At 63.6% G+C, this 18,358-nt stretch carries 16 protein-coding genes; 6 read left to right on the forward strand and 10 right to left on the reverse strand.

The genetic code is table 11. The annotated features are described in order from the left end of the window. Window positions 1-4: 4 nt before the first annotated feature. From JYP46_RS00630 to JYP46_RS00670, 9 genes are all read right to left on the reverse strand, one after another. The gene (locus JYP46_RS00630) at window positions 5-1,024 is read right to left on the reverse strand and encodes a histone deacetylase family protein (protein WP_113156166.1); all 1,020 of its coding nucleotides are present in this window, start codon (window positions 1,022-1,024) and stop codon (window positions 5-7) included. Between the two features lie 2 nt (window positions 1,025-1,026). Continuing rightward, complete coding sequence (locus tag JYP46_RS00635) at window positions 1,027-1,545, reverse strand: GNAT family N-acetyltransferase (RefSeq protein ID WP_206546940.1); 519 nt, start codon at window positions 1,543-1,545, stop codon at window positions 1,027-1,029. Between the two features lie 30 nt (window positions 1,546-1,575). Further along, on the reverse strand, window positions 1,576-2,544 hold the full coding sequence (gene kce, locus JYP46_RS00640) for a 3,5-dioxohexanoate:acetyl-CoA acetone transferase (protein WP_162742241.1): 969 nt from the start codon (window positions 2,542-2,544) through the stop codon (window positions 1,576-1,578). A gap of 8 nt (window positions 2,545-2,552) precedes the next feature. Beyond that, on the reverse strand, window positions 2,553-3,917 hold the full coding sequence (locus JYP46_RS00645; RefSeq protein ID WP_206546941.1) for an aminotransferase family protein: 1,365 nt from the start codon (window positions 3,915-3,917) through the stop codon (window positions 2,553-2,555). 12 nt (window positions 3,918-3,929) lie between these two features. Next, a complete protein-coding gene (locus JYP46_RS00650; RefSeq protein WP_206546942.1) occupies window positions 3,930-5,567 on the reverse strand; it encodes a N,N-dimethylformamidase beta subunit family domain-containing protein in 1,638 nt (545 codons plus the stop codon). Window positions 5,568-5,571: 4 nt separating this feature from the next. Continuing rightward, window positions 5,572-6,336 (reverse strand): amino acid ABC transporter ATP-binding protein, encoded by a 765-nt coding sequence (locus tag JYP46_RS00655; RefSeq protein ID WP_280530249.1) that lies wholly within the window; start codon window positions 6,334-6,336, stop codon window positions 5,572-5,574. Further along, a complete protein-coding gene (locus JYP46_RS00660) occupies window positions 6,333-6,992 on the reverse strand; it encodes an amino acid ABC transporter permease (protein ID WP_065815904.1) in 660 nt (219 codons plus the stop codon). Before JYP46_RS00660 ends, JYP46_RS00655 begins: the two co-directional genes overlap by 4 nt. A gap of 11 nt (window positions 6,993-7,003) precedes the next feature. Next, complete coding sequence (locus tag JYP46_RS00665; RefSeq protein ID WP_113154150.1) at window positions 7,004-7,651, reverse strand: amino acid ABC transporter permease; 648 nt, start codon at window positions 7,649-7,651, stop codon at window positions 7,004-7,006. A gap of 71 nt (window positions 7,652-7,722) precedes the next feature. Next, window positions 7,723-8,505, reverse strand: a complete 783-nt coding sequence (locus JYP46_RS00670) for an ABC transporter substrate-binding protein (RefSeq protein WP_113154151.1) — start codon at window positions 8,503-8,505, stop codon at window positions 7,723-7,725. 129 nt (window positions 8,506-8,634) lie between these two features. Here JYP46_RS00670 and JYP46_RS00675 point away from each other — a divergent pair, with 129 nt between their 5' ends. Further along, a complete protein-coding gene (locus JYP46_RS00675; RefSeq protein ID WP_206544597.1) occupies window positions 8,635-9,594 on the forward strand; it encodes a LysR family transcriptional regulator in 960 nt (319 codons plus the stop codon). 4 nt (window positions 9,595-9,598) lie between these two features. On the opposite strand, the gene JYP46_RS00680 is transcribed toward JYP46_RS00675, so the two are convergent. Continuing rightward, window positions 9,599-10,024, reverse strand: coding sequence for an acyl-CoA thioesterase (locus JYP46_RS00680; protein WP_206544598.1), 426 nt, complete (start codon window positions 10,022-10,024; stop codon window positions 9,599-9,601). Between the two features lie 261 nt (window positions 10,025-10,285). Here JYP46_RS00680 and JYP46_RS00685 point away from each other — a divergent pair, with 261 nt between their 5' ends. The 5 genes from JYP46_RS00685 (at window position 10,286) to JYP46_RS00705 (ending at window position 18,358) form a co-directional block, all read left to right on the forward strand. Next, window positions 10,286-11,608: an ABC transporter substrate-binding protein gene (locus tag JYP46_RS00685; RefSeq protein ID WP_222473791.1), complete on the forward strand. Its 1,323-nt coding sequence runs from the start codon at window positions 10,286-10,288 to the stop codon at window positions 11,606-11,608. Beyond that, entirely contained in the window at window positions 11,605-13,608 is a 2,004-nt protein-coding gene (locus JYP46_RS00690) for an ATP-binding protein (protein ID WP_206546943.1), read from the forward strand. The genes JYP46_RS00685 and JYP46_RS00690 overlap by 4 nt, the downstream gene beginning before the upstream one ends. After that, the gene (locus JYP46_RS00695; protein WP_206546944.1) at window positions 13,605-14,966 is read left to right on the forward strand and encodes a sigma-54-dependent transcriptional regulator; all 1,362 of its coding nucleotides are present in this window, start codon (window positions 13,605-13,607) and stop codon (window positions 14,964-14,966) included. Before JYP46_RS00690 ends, JYP46_RS00695 begins: the two co-directional genes overlap by 4 nt. A 172-nt stretch (window positions 14,967-15,138) precedes the next feature. Then, window positions 15,139-16,494, forward strand: a complete 1,356-nt coding sequence (locus JYP46_RS00700) for an extracellular solute-binding protein (protein ID WP_206544600.1) — start codon at window positions 15,139-15,141, stop codon at window positions 16,492-16,494. A 136-nt stretch (window positions 16,495-16,630) separates the two neighbouring features. Further along, complete coding sequence (locus JYP46_RS00705; protein WP_113154157.1) at window positions 16,631-18,358, forward strand: ABC transporter permease; 1,728 nt, start codon at window positions 16,631-16,633, stop codon at window positions 18,356-18,358.

Raw genomic sequence — 18,358 nt, forward strand, 5'->3', positions numbered from 1 at the left:
GCGATCAGGAGGCGTAGCCCGTGAGGAACGAAGTCAGATTGTCTGACAGCGCGTCACACAGATAGCCGCCTTCCTGCACGATCACGCTCGGCAGGCCGAGGCTGGAGATCGCCTCCGCCATGCGGGCGAAGCCCGGCGTGCTGACGGACAGTCCGCCGAAGGGATCGCCCTCGAATGCATCAAGGCCGAGCGCCACGACCAGCGCGTCCGGCGCAAAGGCGCGGATGCGGCGGAAGGCAGGCTGAAGCGCTTCCAGAAAGGCTTCATCACCCGATTTGCGCGGCAGCGGCAGGTTGAGATTGTAGCCAAGGCCCGGTCCTTCGCCACGCTCGTCGGCGTGTCCCCAGAAGAAGGGGTAGAAGCGCACGGGGTCGGCATGGATGGAGACGGTGAGCACGTCGGGCCGGGCATAGAAAATGCCCTGCGTGCCATTGCCGTGGTGCAGGTCGACATCGAGAATGGCGACGCGGGCAGCCTGTTTGCGAAGATGCTGCGCGGCGATTGCCGAATTGTTGAAGAAGCAGAAGCCGCCAGCGGCATCGGCAAAGGCGTGGTGGCCGGGCGGGCGCGAAAGCGCATAGGCGGCGGGCGCACCGCTCATCACGGCTTCGGCGGCTTCCACAGCACTCCACGCGCTCCAGCAGGCGCTGTCCCAGGTCTCGGCCGAGATGGGGCAGGCGGTGTCGGCCATGTGGTAGCCGGCCTGTCCCACGGCAGAAGCCGGGTAGCGGCCATTGCGGCCAAGCGGGTGAATGTTCGGGATCACCTCTTCGGATGCGCCCTCGATGCGCTGCCAGCGCGTGTAGATGTGCTCCAGAAAGTCCAGATATTCCGGCGTGTGGATGGCTGCGATGGGACCGCGCCCGTGCTCGCGGGGACGCTCGATGGCGCAGCCGGCGGCCTTCGCGCCCAGAAGAAGACGCTCGGTCCGCTCGGGCTGTTCCGGGTTCGGCTGCGGCGCACCGCTGGAGAGGAAGGCTTTCGGATTGTGCTGTTTCTGCTCTACGGCGTAGAAGGCTTTCATCATCACTCCTGTCTTGTCTGACGGCTGGCCAGCGCCTCGAATGTCGCCTCATAGGCGGCGTGCGCGTGCTCGTTTTCGTTCCAGCCAATGCCCAGCCGGGCGTAGAATGCTTTTGCGTTGCGGTTTTCGGCATCGACCGAAAGCCGCAGATAGGCTCCGCCGCGCGCCTGCGACCAGGCCGCCGTGGCGGCCAGCAGGGCCTCGCCCACGCCGCGCCCGCGCGCCGCTGGCGAGACGTAGAGATCCTGCACGTAGACGCCGGGTTTGCCGAGCCAGGTGGAGAACACGGGGAAGAAGAGGCTGAGGCCTGCAAACGCCCCGTCGGCCTCTGCGATCAGGCAGGAGAAGGCGGCGTCCGGCCCGAAGCCGAAGCGGCGGAAATCCTCCACCTGCGAGACCGCGCGGTCCTGCTCGCCCAGATAGGCGGCAAGATCCATGATGGCGCGGTGGATGGTCTGCGCGTCATCCGCCGTCGCGGGGCGGATCGAGAAGCCGGTATCGGCAACGGCGTGGTTCGGCATGGGATCTTCCCCGGGGCGTTCTCACTTGCTCTAGAATGCGACCCGGTCGCCTCCCTTGAGGCCCAGCAGATCGCGCGCCTCGGCAGGAGAGGCGATCTCCAGCGAGAGGGCCTCCAGAACGGTTCGGATGCGTTTTACCTGGTCCGCATTGGAGCGCGCCAGTTCGCCGCGTCCATTGTAAAGGCTGTCTTCCAGCCCGACACGCACATTGCCGCCCATGGCCGCCGACATGGTGATCATCGGCATCTGGTGCCGGCCGGCCGCCAGAACCGAGAAGCTGTAATCGTCGCCGAAAAGCTTGTCGGCAATGCGCTTCATATGCGTGAGGTTCTCCGGGTCCGGGCCGATGCCGCCCAGCACGCCGAATACGAACTGGATGAAGAGGTGACCGGAGACCAGGCCGCGATCGCGGAAATAGGCAAGCGAATAGAGGTGGCCGACATCGTAGCACTCGAACTCGAACCGCGTGCCGCAGCCCTGTCCGAGCCGGGTCAGGATGTTCTCCATGTCGGCGAAAGTGTTCTGGAAGATGGAGCTGCGCGTTGCCTCAAGAAGCTGCGGCTCCCATTCGTGCTGCCAGTCGGTCTTCTTTTCCAGCGCCGGAAAGAGGCCGAAATTCATCGAGCCCATGTTGAGCGAGCACATTTCGGGCTCGGCGCGCAGGGCTGCGGCGATGCGGTCTTCCAGCTTCATCAGCGAGGAGCCGCCGGTGGAGATGTTCACCACCGCATCGGTTGACTGCTTGATGCGCGGGAGAAACTGCATGAACAGCGCCGGATCAGCGGAGGGACGGCCATCCTCGGGATCGCGGGCATGCAGATGCAGGATCGACGCGCCGGCCTCTGCCGCCGCGATGGCCTCGGAGGCGATCTGGTCAGGCGTGATCGGCAGGTGAGGTGACATGGAGGGCGTGTGCACGGAGCCGGTGACCGCGCAGGTCACGACGACCTTGCGGTTCGGCTTTTTCTTCATGCCATCGGTCTTTGTGTCTTTGGTCATGGTGCAGCTCAGCGGTTGACGGGAAGATCGAGTTCGGCGGCCAGTGCCTCGAGCGTGTCGCCCAGAATGGCCGTGATGGACCCGATTTCTTCGCGTGTGACGATCATGGGCGGGCAGACGAGGAAGTGATCGCCCTCGACCCCGCCGCGGGTGCGCCTGGAATAGATGATGAGCCCGCGCTCATAGGCCATGTCGACCATGCGCTGATGCGCGTTGAGCTCCTTGGGCAGGGGCTTCATCGTTTCCCGGTCGGAGACGAATTCGGCAGCGAGCAGAAGCCCCTTGCCGCGCACATCGCCAATGAAGGGGAAGCGCTCGGAGAGGCGTTCAAGCTCGCCCTTCAGCACCTCGCCCATCCGGGCTGCATTGTCGATCAGGCCGAGACGGTCGATCTCGTTGAGCACCGCGACACCGGCCGCACAGGCGAGCGGATTGCCCGCATAGGTGAAACCGTGCTGGAAACCGCCGGCATCGAGAACGGGCTTCACGAGGCGCGAGGGAGCGGCCATTGCGCCAAGTGGACAATAGCCGGAGGCAAAGCCCTTGGAGAGCGCGATCAGGTCCGGCTTGCAGTTCCAGTGGTCGCCGCCGAGGAATTTGCCCGTGCGCCCCACGCCGCTCATCACCTCGTCATGGATGAGGAGAATGCCGTAGCGGTCGCAGATCTCGCGGATGCGCGGGAAATAGCTGTCGGGCGCAACCAGCGCGCCGGTGGAAGCGCCGCCGATGGGCTCCATGATGAAGGCGAGCACGCTTTCAGGGCCTTCGGCCAGAATCTTCTCTTCCAGCATGTCGGCATATTTGATGCCGCGCTGCTCCATCGTGAGATTGTCGCGGTCGAGATAGGCGGTGGGAGCCGGGATTTTCGGCATCTCGCGCATCATCGGCGAGAACGGGTCGCTGAGCGCCGCATAGCCGGTCACGCCAAGCGCGCCCAGCGTTCCGCCATGATAGGAGGGGAAGCGCGAGATCACTTTCCAGCGTTCGCTCTGGCCCACGGCCAGCGCCCACTGGCGGGCAAGCTTGATGCAGGATTCCACCGCTTCGGAACCACCGGAAACGAAGAAGATGCGGTCCATGTCTTCCGGCAGGCGCTCCGCCGCCATACGGGCCAGGTCTTCCGCCGGCTCGTTCTCGAAATGCAGGCGATAGGCGAAGGTCACGCGGTCCATCTGGCGCTTCATCGCGTCGAGCACGTTGCGGTTGCCGTGGCCGATATTGACGACCATTGCGCCGCTCGACCCGTCGATCATCCGGCGGCCTTCCTGATCCCACAGATAGATGCCCTCGGCGCGGTCCACCAGCGGCCGACGCAGGCGCGACTGGTAGAAGAGGTGAGACGGGGGGCGTTGTGTCGAAGTTTCATTCTGCATGGCGTGTCTCGCTCAGCGGGAGAGGTAACGGTCGAGGACATTCGATGTGACGCGTTCGACCATCGCGTCACCGCGTTTCAGCGCGGCCACCCATTCGCAGCTTCCGGCGTGGAACACCTCGCCACGGCCGCGCGGGAAATTGACGATCATGCCCGAGCCGCGCTTGATGCGGTTCACGGACTCGTCGGACTGGTTGCCGACCAGCGTTTCGGCGACGAATTTTGCGTCGGCGTCGGAGAGAAACTGGTCGTCGGCGGGAATGTCGGCGCTCTCCTCCTTGAGGGAGGACATGCCGAGCGCCAGAATTTCGAGCCCTTCGGGCGCACCGGAATCCTCCGTTGGTTCCGGCAGACCGCCACGGATCACATAGTCGAGCCCGTCCACTTCATAGCCGAAGGCGTGACCATCCGCGCCCAGAAGGTCGCCGTAATAGATGCCGGTTCCGGCGAAGGCCCAGTGCTCGGGCCGGTAGACGGGGAACCCGCGCACGCCGCGCGGCGCGCAGCCGCCCCAGCCCACATAAAGGCCGCGCAGGGCGTTGAGGCCGAATGTCCCTGCGGCTGGCCGTCCGGTCTCTTCAGCTTCCCAGCAGCCGGAGGTGCGGCGCCTGTCTTCCGACTGGTAGACCGGGTCTTCCGCGCGGGCGCGGTATTTGTAGCAGACCTGCTTTTTGCCATCGTCTTCAAACCGCGTCTGCCACATGAAGTTGCCGGCGAAACGGGCCGCCCTGCCGCCATTCTCGACATAGTTGTCGACAGCGTCGCGCATTTCCCATGTCCAGTATTCGTCATGGCCGACGAAGACCACGCAGTCATAGCCGTCGAGGATTTCCGGCGTGAAGTGCAGCTCGTGCTGGCTCGCCAGATCGACCGCGTAGCCGGCGCGTTCCGCCCAGCGGAAGAAATGGCTGTCATAGCTCGCCCAGCCGGCGGAGGCGTATTTCTTGGAATAGCCATTGGCATAGGCCCATTCCATGTGCGGATAGCGCGGGGGTGCAGCCGGCGGGGTGTAGATCTCCAGCGGCACGCGTGGCGCACTCTCCGGCAGAACTGCGAAGCCACGGCAGAACGGGCGCTCGGTGCTGACCATGGGCGCATACTGGTTGCGTCCGGGGCCGGTGATGCCCTGATAGTGGTTGGAGCCGCCCCAGGTGTTGTAGGCCGTCCAGGTGCCGGTGGCGGCGACCTGCAGAACGCGGCCGGGCTTGCGACCGGCAAGCGGGCGCACGATGAACACATGGTGGCAGGTGATGGGGTTGCCGTCGCGGCCCTCTGCCGTCAGCGTGATGCGATACGCGCCGGACGGCCAGTCCTCACCGATGCGGAACGCGTGGGAGACGGACCAGCCGCAACCAATGACGGAGCACTGGTCGGGCGTGTCCTGCCAGGCGGCGGCAAGGCCGTCCTGCGACAGGACAGGGGTTTCGGTCGCGCCGTCGCGCACGATCTCCAGCCGGTATCGGGAAGCGGTCGCGCTGACATGCAGATTGACCGTCGCGCCGGGCGGATAGGCATAGGCGTCGGTGTAGCACCAGATTTCGCCGCGTGCGCCGTCCATGCCGGGAATTTCGTAATAGTGGCCCAGAACCGCCTCGCGGCGTTGCTCCGGCGTCAGCCCGAAATCGGGGAATTCGGTTTCGATGATATGCATGGTCTCAGGCGGCAAGATACTTCTTGAGGAAGGAGCGGGTGCGCTCCTGCTTGGGAGCGGTGAAAATCTCGCCGGGCGGGCCTTCCTCCACCACGACGCCGCCATCCATGAACAGGACGCGGTCGGCGACCTCGCCGGCAAAGCGCATTTCATGGGTGACGATCAGCATGGTCATGTGCTCGGCGGCGAGCTGCTTCATCACCATGTTCACCTCGTCGACCAGCTCGGGATCGAGCGCGGAGGTGGCTTCATCGAAGAGCATCACCTTGGGCTGCATGGCCAGCGCGCGGGCGATGGCCACGCGCTGCTTCTGGCCGCCCGACAGGCGGGAAGGATAGGCGTCGATCTTGTCGGCGAGGCCGACCTTGGAAAGAAGCTCCAGCGTGAGTTCGCGCGCTGCGGCCTTGCTCATCCCCTTGAGGATGATCGGACCCATGGCGATGTTGTCGTGCACGGTGAGGTGCGGGAACAGGTTGAAGTGCTGGAACACCATGCCCATCTGCTGGCGCACCGCATTGATGTGGCGCTCGAAGGCGCGTCCGGTGAGCGGCTGGTTGACCTGAATACCATCGAGCCAGACCTCGCCGCCATTGAGCGTTTCAAGGTGGTTGATGGAACGCAGGAGCGTGCTCTTGCCGGAGCCGCTGGGGCCGATGATGGCGACGATCTGGCCGCGCTCGACGGAAAGGTCGATGCCTTTCAGAACCTCGAAGGAGCCATAGGCCTTGCGGGCGTCCTTGACCTCGACCATGGGGTTGCGGGTGCTCATCGAGAGACCTCCACTTTCTTTTCGACCTGCCGCAGGCCCGCTTCCAGAACGAGGTTCAGGATGTAGTAGAGCGCGGCGGCCGTGATGTAGAATTCGAACGGACGGAAGGTTTCGCTGATGGCGAGCTGGGCGGCGTGGACCAGTTCGGCGATGCCGATGACCGAGACCAGCGAGGATTCCTTCAAGAGGGCGATCATGTTGTTGCCGATGGGCGGCGCGGTGTTGCGCACGGCCTGCGGGATGACGACATAGCGCAGCGTCTGCCAGCGGCCGAAGCCGATGCTGCGTGCGCCCTCGGACTGCCCCGGATCGACGGCGGTGATGCCGGCGCGCAGAATGTCGGCGTTGTAGACGGCGAAGTGCAGGCCAAGACCGATAATGCCTGCGCCAAGTGCGGGAATGTCGATGCCGATCTGCACGAGGCCGAAATAGATCAGGAAGAGCTGCAGGAGCAGCGGCGTGCCCATGAACAGCCACATGAAGAAGCGCACGGGATAGGCGATGACCGCCGGGGCGTAGAGCACGGCAACGGCAAACAGAATGCCGCTGAAGAAGCTCAGTATGGACGATGTGACGGTGAGAACGATGGTCCACCAGACACCCATCCACAGGAGGCCGAGATAGGGAGTGACGACGCTGAAATCCAAACCTTGCATGGGTCGCTCCCTCAGCTCAGCGCGTAGCGGCGGTCGAGCAGGTCGACGACACGCGCAACGGCATAGACGATGATCATGTAGAGAAGGGCGGCGACGCCGAAGATCTCGAACGGCTTGTAGGTGGAGCCGATGAAGCGCTGTGCGGTATAGGTGAGTTCCACCACGGAGATGGTCGAGACCAGGGCGGAGCCCTTCACCAGCGCGACCGTGTTGACGCCGAGCGGGCGGATCATCAGACGGGCGGCCTGCGGCAGCACCACCTTGCGCATGGTCTGCGCCCGGCCGAAGCCGATGGTGCGTGCGGCTTCCGTCTGGCCCTTGTCCACGGAGAGGATCGCGCCACGGATCGATTCAGCCATATAGGCGCCGATGTTGAGGCCAAGACCGATGACGCCGGCGGCAAAGGCGTCGAGATGAATGCCGATCTGCGGACCGCCGAAATAGAGAATGAAGAGCTGGATCAGGCAGGGCGTGCCGCGAAAGATGCTGACATAGACCGTGCCGATCGTGCGAATGATGCGCGAGCGCGACAGTTTGGCGGCGGCGGCAAGCGAACCGGCGGCAAGGCCGAGAACGAGCGCCAGCGCGGAAATCTGAACGGTGACCAGTGCGGCTTCCAGAAAGAACGGGAAGACGCGCACCATCAGGGAGAAATCCATACGGAAGCTCCGGAAAGGGGCAGGCGGGGCGACCGGCGCTGGAACGCGCCGGCCGGATGGTCATTGCGGGATCAGCGGATGTCGCTGCCGACCCATTCCATCGAGATCTTCTCGTAGGTGCCGTCTTCCATCATCGCGTCGAGCGCTTCCTGCATGGCGGCTTTCAGCTCGGGGCTGTTCTTGCGGATGGCGATGCCGATGGCCACTGCGCCGCCCTCGATGTCCGGGGTCTCGAGCATGCGCACCTTGTCGCCGGTTTCCTTCACGGCCACGCGCACGGGGATGTTGTCGACAACGATGGCGTCGATGCGGCCGGACTTCAGCTCAAGCAGCAGCTCGGGCAGGCCCTTGTAGGTGCGGATGTCCCAACCGCCCTTTTCGCGCGCCCACTTCTCATGGGTCTCGCCGAGCGTCACGCCGAGGGTCTTGTCCTTCAGATCGTCAAGCGCCTGAACCTCGGAATCTTCCATCACGAACACGGCGCGGCCGGCATGGTAGTACGGGCCGACGAAATCCACGACCTTCTCGCGCTCCGGCGTGATGGTCATGGAGCCGACGATGGTGTCGTATTTGCTGGCCAGAAGGCCGGCGATGATGCCGTCCCAGGCGGTGGTGACGATCTCGCCCTCGACGCCCAGACGCTTTGCGATTTCCATGCCGATGGACGCATCGAAGCCAACCACCTGGTTCTGGTCGTTGACGAAGTTGAAGGGCGGGTACTGGCCCGACATGGCGATTTTCATCTCGCCGGCTTCCTTGATCGCTTCCAGTTCGTTGGCCCCGGCGGAAAACGCGCCAAACGAGGCGGCGAGGCCGAGCGAGACGGCCATCAGGCGAGACAGAATCTTGGTCATGAGATTGGGTTCCTCCGTTCCTCTGGGTGAATGCTGTTCTGATTTTTTGCAGGTCATTCGTGTTCATGATTGCGTTTGCCAATGCATTACGCAAATAGATAATGGGAATAGAAGTCATAGATTTAGTGAATGATGAATCAGCGCACCGACAGGCTCGTCTGGGACCTCGACTGGAACCTTCTGCGCACCTTTGTGGTGATCGCCGAGGTGAAGAGCATCACCGGCGCGGCCGACCAGCTGAACCTCAAACAGCCCTCAGTGAGCAACGCGCTGAAGCGGCTGGAAGACCGCATCGGACGGCGACTGGTCGAGCGCGACGCAACGCGCTTCGAACTGACCGAGGTGGGCGAGCTCCTCTACGAGCAGAGCATCGAGGCGTTCGGCGCGATCTCGCAATTGCCGCTCCTGATGCGCGGCATCAGCGACGAGGTGACGGGGCATGTGACCATCGCGCTCGCAAGCCATGTGGAATCGCCCCTGTTCGACCGCGCGCTTGCGGAATTTCACAAAAACTATCCGCGCGCCAGCATCACGCTGAACGTGTTAACGAGCATCGATGTGGCCAGGCAGGTGCGCGAGCGGCGCGCCTCGTTCGGCATCTGCCTTGTCAGCCAGCGCGACCCGGCGCTGGATTACACGATGGTCTATCGTGAGTTCTTCGGCTTCTTTTGCGGCCCTGAACACCGGCTGTTTGGGCATCACGGGCTGAAGCTTTCCGATCTGAAGGGCGAGACCTCCGTTTCCTTCCACACGGACCACATCTCGGATTCGCTGCGTCCGGTGGCGCTGTTGCGCAGCGAGGCCAAGCTGGACAGCAGCGTGGTTGGCGTTTCCTCAAGCCTTGAGGAGGTGCGGCGCATGATCCTTGCCGGGCTCGGCATCGGCCCGCTGCCGCTGCATGTGGCGCGGCGCGACGTCAATGACGGGCTGCTGTGGCGTCTGCCGCCCTATGACCGGCCGCCACAGATCGACATCTTCATGCTGACCAATCCGGAAAAGGTTCTGAACCGGGCGGAGAAGGCGTTGATCTCCGGGCTCCAGACACTGATCGCCGAAACCCCGTTCGAGGAACGCGTTTACGACCGCTGAGGCGTCAGTCCGAAGCGACGAGCAGCGCTTCGCCGCGGGCGCGCAGGCCGGTTTCGAGTTCCGCGGAGCGGCGTGCCTTGAGATCGAAGCGCACCGTGGTGGTGCGGTTCACGGCGCGCACGACCCCATCGATGCTGCCGGTCATGACCTGCTCGAAACTCACCGACGAGCGCCCCAGACGCGTCACATGGGAGTGGATCGTCAAAAGCGCGCCGGCTTCGGTCTCGTGCTTGTATTCCGTCTCGCTGCGCACATCGGCCCAGCCAAGGTCGTGGTTGTCGATGGCCTCGGGGCCGGCCAGATGGCCGAGCAGCTGGAAGCTGGCGTCATCGAACATCGCCGCATAGTGGCGCACATTCATGTGCCCCATCGTGTCGCACATCCATGGATGCGCCACGCTGACGAGGGTTGTGAGCCGGGAAGATGCCATGATGCGCCTCTTGGTCTGCGGGTGGTCGATTGACCGGTGCAATCTACGCGGCCTGACGCAATAGTCCACCAGGCGCATCTCGCATGTTGACGTGCTTTGTCCGGGTAAGGCAGGAATGGCGCTGGCGCGAAGTTGGGATGTCGCGCCGGAACTGGCGAAGTGGCGGGGCCTTGAGGGCTGCGCTATCGTGACAGGGGGAGGTTGATGCGCCGAGGAGGCGCGGCGATGCCGTGCGGCCTGGCCTCCCTGGGAGGAGAGCCTTTGCGCAGATTGTTACATTGCTGGGGGGTGTCGGCCTGCGTCTGGCTGTCGGGGGCGGCGTTTGCACAGGCCGCCGACACGGGATGCCGGCTCCAGATCATCACCTCCTACCCCGAAAGCTTTTACCGGCCTTTTGTGGAGCGGTTCTCCAGCGATTATGGCCGCGCCTGCGTGACCAACAAGAACACGATCGCGCTGATGCGGCACATGCGTGAAGGTCGCCGCCCGGTCGCCGATGTGGTCTGGACAAGCTCGCCCGTTGCCTTTGCTGCGCTCGATGCCGACGGCCTGCTCGATCACCGGCCGGAGCTTTCTTCCGATCCTTCGCATTTCGGCGGGCTGGTGGTGGATGATGCAAGCGGCGCGCGTTTCGGCTTCGCGCTGTCGCAGATCGGCCTGATGTGGAAGCCCGATGGCGAGACGATAGGGCCAACCGCCGAGGTGGAGCTTCTGGCGCAGGACCGCTATCGCAACCGCATCGGCATGACATCGCCGGCGCGCAGCGGCACCACGCATCTGTTCGTCGAGACTGTCCTGCAGAACCTGGGCTGGGATGAAGGGTGGGCGCTCCTTTCGCGTATCGGCAGCAATCTGGCCACTGTCACGGCGCGCAGTTTCGGCGTGCGCGAGGGCATCGCCCGAAACCGGTTCGAGCTGGGCATTGGCATCGACTTTCTGGCCAAGGCGGCCAATGAGACGCAGCCGCCCATCGCTTTTGCGCCGCTGCGCGACAGTGCGGTCTTCCCGGCCAGTGTCGGCATTGCCCGCACCGGCGCGGAGAACCCGCTGGCGGTGGAATTCGTTGAGTTCCTGCGCTCCGACACGGGGCAGAACCTGCTCTTGCGCCCCGCCATTGCGCGCATCCCCGTCAATCCGGACCTCTGGGGGCAGGTGGGGTTCGAGCCTGAACACAGCGCAGGCGCGGCCTTCGATGCGGCCCTTGCCGCGCGCCGCCTTCCCATCGTCAATGCGCTGTTCGACGAGATGATCACCTATCGTTATCTGGAACTCGCCGAGATCCGGGCCGGCATCGACCGCCTCGTGGCGGCCCCGGAAGCCGCTGACGATCCGCAATTGCGCAATCTCATCGCCGAGGCGCGCGACCGGGTGGAGACCGTGCCGGTCGCCTCCTTCATGTCGGATGCCGCAGAGCTGATTTCGCAGCTCGAAGGAAGCGATCTCGTCGATCTTTCCGCCGATGGCGAAGGCACATTGCGGGACAGCTGGTCGCGCGACTTTTCAGGCCGCTTCAGCCGCGCCCGCGAACTGATCGCGCGCGGAGACGCCCGGCTGGCCGAACTCACATCCGGGCGCGCGCCGTGAACGGTCATTCCACCTCCCTGCGCAGCAAGCTTCTGGTCGCCATGGCCACGATTGCCGGCTTCGCCATCGTGGCGATGCTGGTGGCGAATTTCACGCTGGGCAATGTCGGCAACACCATTTCCAATCTGGCGTCGGACAATCTCAAGACGGCGGCGGCCAGCGCCCGGCTGGCCGAAATCGGTCAGGCCATTCGTGTCGATGTGCCCATGCTTGGCAGTGCGCGCACACGGTTCGAACGGGAATCCGCGCTGGAGCGGCTCGAGGACCATTTCGGGCACCTTCGCCAGCTTCTGGCGACGGGCATGGGAAAGGATGAGGCGTTCAGCGGGCTGGGCGGCGTTCTGGCCGAGGTGGAGGCCAATGTACTGGCGCTCGACCGCAATGTGGCGCGGCGCTTCGTTCTCGCCAAACAGCGGGAGGAGGAGACGGCGCGTCTCAACCGCCTGCACGGCGATTTTCTGCTGGAGGTCGATCCGCTTCTGGTGGACGCCAAGTTCAATGTGGAATCGGCGCTTGAGGCGCGGGCGGGCGAAGGCCTCGCCGACAATGCGCGGCGCAGTCTCGTCGAGCGCGAGGTGCGTCTGACGGAGGCGCTTGGCCGTTTGCACGCCAGCGCCAATCTGGCGGTGGGGATGATCCTGCGCGGCGCGAGCGAGACCGATTTCCGCCTGATCGAACAGTTGCAGGGGCGGCTTGCGGAAACGGTCGATGAGGGCAACGCCAATGCGGCGCTGATCGCGAGCAATGCAAGCGCCATCACGCTGCGCCAGATCTGGGAGGACATTGCCCTGTTCGCCACCGAGCCGGACAACCTTCTGGATCGCCGGTTGAACGAAAGCGGGCTTCTGGCTGAAAGCGCGCAGTTGCAGGAAATGAACGCCTCGCTGCTTGAAGAGCTTGGCAATGTGGTTGCCGGTGCGGTGCGCGAAAGCGGTCTTCGGTCGAGCCTTGCCTCAGTGGAAATCAACGATGTACTGTCGGGCTGGCGGGTGTTCAACGCGTTCAGCACCGCCATTCTTCTGCTCCTTCTGCTCGCCTTCTCCTACTTCTTCGTGCGCGGGCACCTGTTCCAGCGTCTGATGAAGGTGCTGGAGGCGATGGGGCGCATTGCGAGTGGTGAGAAAGGCATTCAGGTGGGCGTGTCGGGTTCCGACGAAATCGGCCAGCTTGCGGATGCGGTTCGCCTTTTCCGCGACAAGTCCGAAGCGCTCGACCAGCGGGCGCGCGAGCTGCGGCAGGCCAATGTCAGCCTGACATCGGAGATCGAGCGGCGCAGACAGGTGGAGACCGAACTGCGCGAAACGCAGGCAGAACTGGTGCAGGCGGCAAAGCTTGCCGCCCTTGGGCAGCTTTCGGCGGGTATTGCGCATGAGTTCAACCAGCCGCTGACGGCGATGGGATCCTATACGCACAATGCGCTGCGCTATCTGGAGCGCGGCGACATCGACAAGGGCAGGGAGAAGCTGGGCGACATCGAACGGCTGATCAAGCGGCTGGCGAAAACCTCCAATCATCTGAAGACCTTCGCCCGCAGGCCGCAGGATGTGCTGGTGCGCAACGATGTGACGGAGGTGGTCGCGAACGCGCTGACCCTGTTCAAGGAGCGGATCGAGCGGCAGGGGGTCGCGCTTGTCATGGAGCACCCGCCGCACCCGGTTCACGTGATGACGGAGCCGGCACTTCTGGAGCAGGTGCTCGTCAATCTCGTTTCCAATGCGCTCGACGCCACCGAGCCGGTTCACCCGGCACGGCTCACCATCCGCATCAGCGAGACCGAAATGCTGGCGCGCATCGAGGTGGAGGACAATGGCGAGGGCATTGCCGAGGGGCTTGAAGGAAAGCTGTTCGACCCGTTCTTCACGACAAAGCCGCCGGGCGAAGGGCTCGGGCTCGGCCTCTCCATATCGTACAATGTCATTCGCGATCTGGGTGGCCGTCTGGAACTGAAACGCAGGGAGGAAGGCGGCGTGATCGCAACCGTGGAGCTGTTCAAGACATGAATGCGATACCGGTAATTCTGGTGGATGACGACATGGAAATCCGTGACGCCTGGGCGGAGACGCTGGCGCTGGAGGTCTATGAACCGTTCACCTTCGCCGATGGGCGGGAGGCGCTGCGCGTGCTCGACCGGAACTGGCCGGGCGTCGTCGTCTCGGATCTCAGAATGCCCGGCATGGATGGCATTGCCCTTCTGGAGGCCGTTCAGGAGATCGACCGCGATATCCCCGTCATCATCATCACCGGTCATGGCGATGTGCCCATGGCGGTGTCTGCGGTTCGCAACGGGGCCTATGATTTCATCGAGAAACCGGCGGAGCCGGAGGTGCTTCTGGCGGCGGTGGAACGCGGCGCCAGAATGCGCCAACTCATCCTTCAGAACCGCCAGTTGCTCAGCGGTGCGGGCGCGCCCTACGCGCTGGAAAAGCAGCTGATCGGCAACAGCGAGGCCATTCAGCGCTTGCGCAAGCGCATCGCCGCCGTTGCGCTGGCCGACGTCAACACCGTCGTCTATGGCGAAACCGGGTCGGGCAAGGAAGTGGTGGCCAATGCGCTGCATTCGCTCGGCCAGCGCAGCGACGGCCCCTTTGTCGCGCTCAATTGCGGCGCGTTGCCGGACACGCTGATCGCCAGCGAACTGTTCGGCCACGAGCCGGGTGCCTTTACGGGGGCGGATCGCCGGCGCATCGGCAGGCTGGAACAGGCGAGCGGCGGAACGCTGTTTCTCGACGAGATCGAGAGCATGCCGCTTGCGCATCAGACCCAGCTTCTGCGCGCGCTCCAGTCGCAGACCATCACGCGGCTTGGCGGCAAGGACGAGATCGGCATCGATGTGCGGGTGGTTGCAGCCGCGAAGAAGGATCTCGAAGAGGCATCCGAGGAAGGCACGTTCCGCGCCGATCTCTACTATCGCATCGCCGTCGCGACGCTTTCCATTCCGCCGCTCAGGGAGCGCCCGGAAGACGTGCCGCTTCTTTTCATGCACTATGTGCAGCAGGCGGGCCGGCGCATTCAGCGCGGCTTTGTCGAGCCGGACCAGAACCTGCTGGAAGAGCTGAGCCGACGGCCATGGAAGGGCAATGTCCGCGAGCTGATCAATGTCGCAGAGCGTCATGCGCTGGGTATTGACGGCGAGACGCAGGGCAGCGCGATGGGCGGAGCGGAACCCGGCCTTGCCGACCAGCTCGACGCATTCGAAAAACGCGTTCTTGCCGCAGCCCTGCGCCGGACCGGCGGACGGGTGCAGATGGCCGCCGATCATCTGCGGATTCCGCGCAAGAAGCTCTATCTCAGAATGCAGCGCCACGGCCTCGTTCGGGAGGATTTCGTGGAGGATGATCGTGTCGAAAGTGACACGTGATTAAGGCGGATGGGTCAAAAACGACCCGTTCGCCGGTCAGTTCCGCGTCCTGAATTTCCCATGAACATCAATGGATTGCCGAAAAATTCCGGGCGGCGCGCAAACTGGCACGCCGGTTGCTCCTGATTGTTCGCGATGAACAAGATCGCGGTATATTTCTGGGAGGAATTTTATGCCTGACATCAAACGCAAGCCGTATCGCACGCTGGGACTGGGGGTCGCGGCCGCGGCCTTGCTGGCGGCGTCGCCGCTTTATGCGGCCGACGACAAGCTCGTCATCGTAACGTCCTTTCCCTCCGATCTGACGGATGTTTTCAAGACCGCCTTCATGAAGGAGAACCCCTCGATTGCCGTTGAGGTGGTGAACAAGAGCACGTCTTCGGGCGTGAAATATCTGATCGAGACGGCGCAGAACAACCAGTCCGACATTTTCTGGGCTTCCGCGCCGGATGCGTTCGAAGTGCTGAAGGGCGAAGAGCTTCTCGGCAGCTACTCCAAAGAGGTCGATGGCATCCCGGCCGATCTCAACGGCTATCCGATCAACGATCCGGACGGCCAGTATCTGGGCTTCGCCCTCTCGGGCTACGGCTTTATGTGGAACACCCGCTACATGGACGCCTACGAACTGCCCGCGCCGAAGGAATGGGACGACCTCGAAAAGCCGGTCTATCACGGCCATGTCGGCATTTCCTCGCCATCGCGTTCCGGCACCACGCACCTGACCATCGAGACCATTCTCCAGGGTGAAGGCTGGGAGGAAGGCTGGAAGACGCTGAAGGCGATTTCCGGCAATGCAAAGACGATCACCGAGCGCAGCTTCGGCGTGCCGGACGGCGTCAACAGCGGTTCCTTCGGCGTCGGCATCGTGATCGACTTCTTCGGGTTCTCGTCCAAGGCCTCCGGCTTCCCGGTCGAGTTCCATTATCCGAGCGTGACGGCGCTGGTGCCCGCCAATATCGGCGTTGTCGCCAATGCGCCCAATGAGGGGCCGGCGCAGAAGTTCATCGACTTCCTTCTGTCGGAAAAGGGCCAGGCACTGCTCTTCGATCCGAAGATCATGCGTCTGCCGGTGAACAAGAACGCCTATGCGGGCGCGCCGGAAGGTCTGCCCAACCCGTTCGACGGTTCGATCGAAACCAAGGTGAACTTCGACAGCGACGTGTCGGAGCAGCGCTACAATGTGATCAATTCGCTGTTCGACGTGATGATCACCTACCGGCTTGACGATCTGCGCAACGCCACGGCTGCCGTGCAGGCGGCGGACACTGCGCTTGCCGAAGCCGGCTCCGGCAATGCCGAGGCCGCCAAGCTGATCGAGGAAGCAAAGGCCCTGATCAACGCGCTTCCGGTCTCCGCTGAAGAAGCCGCCGATCCGGACTTCAATGCGATCTTCACGGTGAAGCGCAAAGAGGCCGACACCAAGGTCGAAGGCCGTCAGGCCGAGATCGAGCAGCAGTGGGACGCCATGGTGGTCGAGAACTACCGCAAGGCCACTGAACTGGCCGAGAAGGCCAAGTCTCTGCTTTAGGTCGTCCGGCGTCCATTCGGACGCTCAAGGAACGATCTGATCCATTGATTGAGCATCGGGTCGCGACCGGTTCCCGGTCCGATGCTCCAGGGCCGGTTTGGCCATTCAAGATTTCCTGTTCCCACGGAGCATTTCCATGCCCACTGCAGCCCTTCGGCGGCCGGCGCTCAACGTGTCTGTCGGACCCTATCTGGCGGCTGGCATCGTCGTCCTGTTTCTCGGCGCATTTCTGGTTGTCCCGGTTCTGAAAGTCATCCAGGTCGCCTTTCAGGACCCCTCCAGCGGCGCGTTCACCCTGGTGAATTTCCAGGACTTTTTCGCCAGCACGCTGTTTCGCCAGTCTTTCTACAATTCCGTCTATGTGGCGGGCATGTCGGTGGTCATCGCATCCGCGATCGCTCTGCCGCTGGCCTATTTCACCACGCGGTTCAACTTCTCCGGCTCGGTCATCATCCAGACGCTGGCCTTCGTGCCGCTCATCATGCCGCCCTTCATCGGCGCGGTGGCAATGCAGCTTCTGTTTGGCGCGAATGGCAGCGTGAACCTGCTTTTGCGTGAATATTTCGGCATAACGATCCCCTTCATGAAGGGGCTGAACGGCGTCATTTTCGTGCAGAGCCTGCACTATTTCCCGTTCATCCTGATCAATCTTTCGGCCAGCCTGCGCAACATCGACCGCTCCATGGAAGAAGCGGCCCAGATGCTTGGCTCCAGCGGCGTGCGCATGTTCCGGCGCATCGTGTTCCCGCTGGCCATGCCCGGCTATATCGCCGGCGCATCGCTGGTCTTCGTCAAGGTGTTCGACGATCTGGGCACGCCGCTTCTGCTCAACGTCAACACCATGCTCGCCCCGCAGGCCTATCTGCGCATCTCCTCGGTCGGCATCTCCGATCCGATGGGCTACGTGATCTCGTGCATCCTGATCGTGTTCTCGATCTTCGCCATGTGGGTGTCGTTCCTCGGCATGCGCGGCAAGGATTATTCGACCACGCAGAAGGGCGGTGGCGGACTTTCCAGGCGCGATCTCACACGGCGCGAGGCGGTGCTCTGCTACATCGTCGTTCTGTTGATCCTAGCGCTGGTGCTTGCGCCGCATCTGGGGCTCCTGCTTCTGTCCTTCGGCACGGTCTGGTCGTTCGGCGTCTTGCCCGACGGGTTTACGCTCGCGCACTATGAGACAGCGCTCACCTCGGCCTGGGGCTTCATCCAGAACACGCTTCTCTATGCCGGGCTCGCGGGCCTGATCGACATCATCATCGGCACGGCCATCGCCTATCTGGTTCTGCGCACAAACATCATCGGGCGCAAATGGCTGGACTATATGGCGGTCTCCGCACTCGCCGTTCCCGGCGTGGTGCTGGGTATTGGCTATCTGCGTGTCTATTACGGTGTGGAGATGCCGCTCACCGGCCAGCCTCTGGCAACCTGGTGGGGCATCATCGTGATCGCGCTCGCGGTCCGGCGTCTGCCCTATGCGCTGCGCTCATGCACCGCCGCGCTCCAGCAGATTTCACCGGCACTCGAAGAAGCGGCCGAGAACCTCGGCGCATCGAAACTGCGCACGGTCCGGCGTGTCGTCGTGCCGCTCATGGTGAGCGGTCTGGTGGCCGGTTTCGTGACCAGTTTCGCAACCGCAGCCGTGGAGCTTTCGGCGACGATCATGCTGGTCTCCAGCGAGAAAGACGCGCCGCTGGCCTACGGACTTTATCTTTTCATGCAATCGGCGGCAGGCCGCGGCCCCGGCGCAGCGCTGGGCATCATGGCGGTCGTGATCGTCGGGCTGGCGACCTACCTGTCGCATCGTCTGGTCGAGAACGCCCGCCGCAACCAGGCTGCCGCCAGCGCCCCAGGGGGAGGACATTGA

This window comes from Nitratireductor aquimarinus (assembly GCF_017255295.1).
In the GTDB taxonomy this organism is placed as follows: domain Bacteria; phylum Pseudomonadota; class Alphaproteobacteria; order Rhizobiales; family Rhizobiaceae; genus Nitratireductor; species Nitratireductor aquimarinus.

Excerpts from the sequence above, each read along its gene's own strand:
- JYP46_RS00630 (WP_113156166.1), bottom strand. The coding sequence starts at position 1,024 with ATGAAAGCCTTCTACGCCGTAGAGCAGAAACAGCACAATCCGAAAGCC.
- JYP46_RS00635 (WP_206546940.1), bottom strand. The coding sequence starts at position 1,545 with ATGCCGAACCACGCCGTTGCCGATACCGGCTTCTCGATCCGCCCCGCG.
- kce (WP_162742241.1), bottom strand. The coding sequence starts at position 2,544 with ATGACCAAAGACACAAAGACCGATGGCATGAAGAAAAAGCCGAACCGC.
- JYP46_RS00645 (WP_206546941.1), bottom strand. The coding sequence starts at position 3,917 with ATGCAGAATGAAACTTCGACACAACGCCCCCCGTCTCACCTCTTCTAC.
- JYP46_RS00650 (WP_206546942.1), bottom strand. The coding sequence starts at position 5,567 with ATGCATATCATCGAAACCGAATTCCCCGATTTCGGGCTGACGCCGGAG.
- JYP46_RS00655 (WP_280530249.1), bottom strand. The coding sequence starts at position 6,336 with ATGAGCACCCGCAACCCCATGGTCGAGGTCAAGGACGCCCGCAAGGCC.
- JYP46_RS00660 (WP_065815904.1), bottom strand. The coding sequence starts at position 6,992 with ATGCAAGGTTTGGATTTCAGCGTCGTCACTCCCTATCTCGGCCTCCTG.
- JYP46_RS00665 (WP_113154150.1), bottom strand. The coding sequence starts at position 7,651 with ATGGATTTCTCCCTGATGGTGCGCGTCTTCCCGTTCTTTCTGGAAGCC.
- JYP46_RS00670 (WP_113154151.1), bottom strand. The coding sequence starts at position 8,505 with ATGACCAAGATTCTGTCTCGCCTGATGGCCGTCTCGCTCGGCCTCGCC.
- JYP46_RS00675 (WP_206544597.1), top strand. The coding sequence starts at position 8,635 with ATGATGAATCAGCGCACCGACAGGCTCGTCTGGGACCTCGACTGGAAC.
- JYP46_RS00680 (WP_206544598.1), bottom strand. The coding sequence starts at position 10,024 with ATGGCATCTTCCCGGCTCACAACCCTCGTCAGCGTGGCGCATCCATGG.
- JYP46_RS00695 (WP_206546944.1), top strand. The coding sequence starts at position 13,605 with ATGAATGCGATACCGGTAATTCTGGTGGATGACGACATGGAAATCCGT.
- JYP46_RS00700 (WP_206544600.1), top strand. The coding sequence starts at position 15,139 with ATGCCTGACATCAAACGCAAGCCGTATCGCACGCTGGGACTGGGGGTC.
- JYP46_RS00705 (WP_113154157.1), top strand. The coding sequence starts at position 16,631 with ATGCCCACTGCAGCCCTTCGGCGGCCGGCGCTCAACGTGTCTGTCGGA.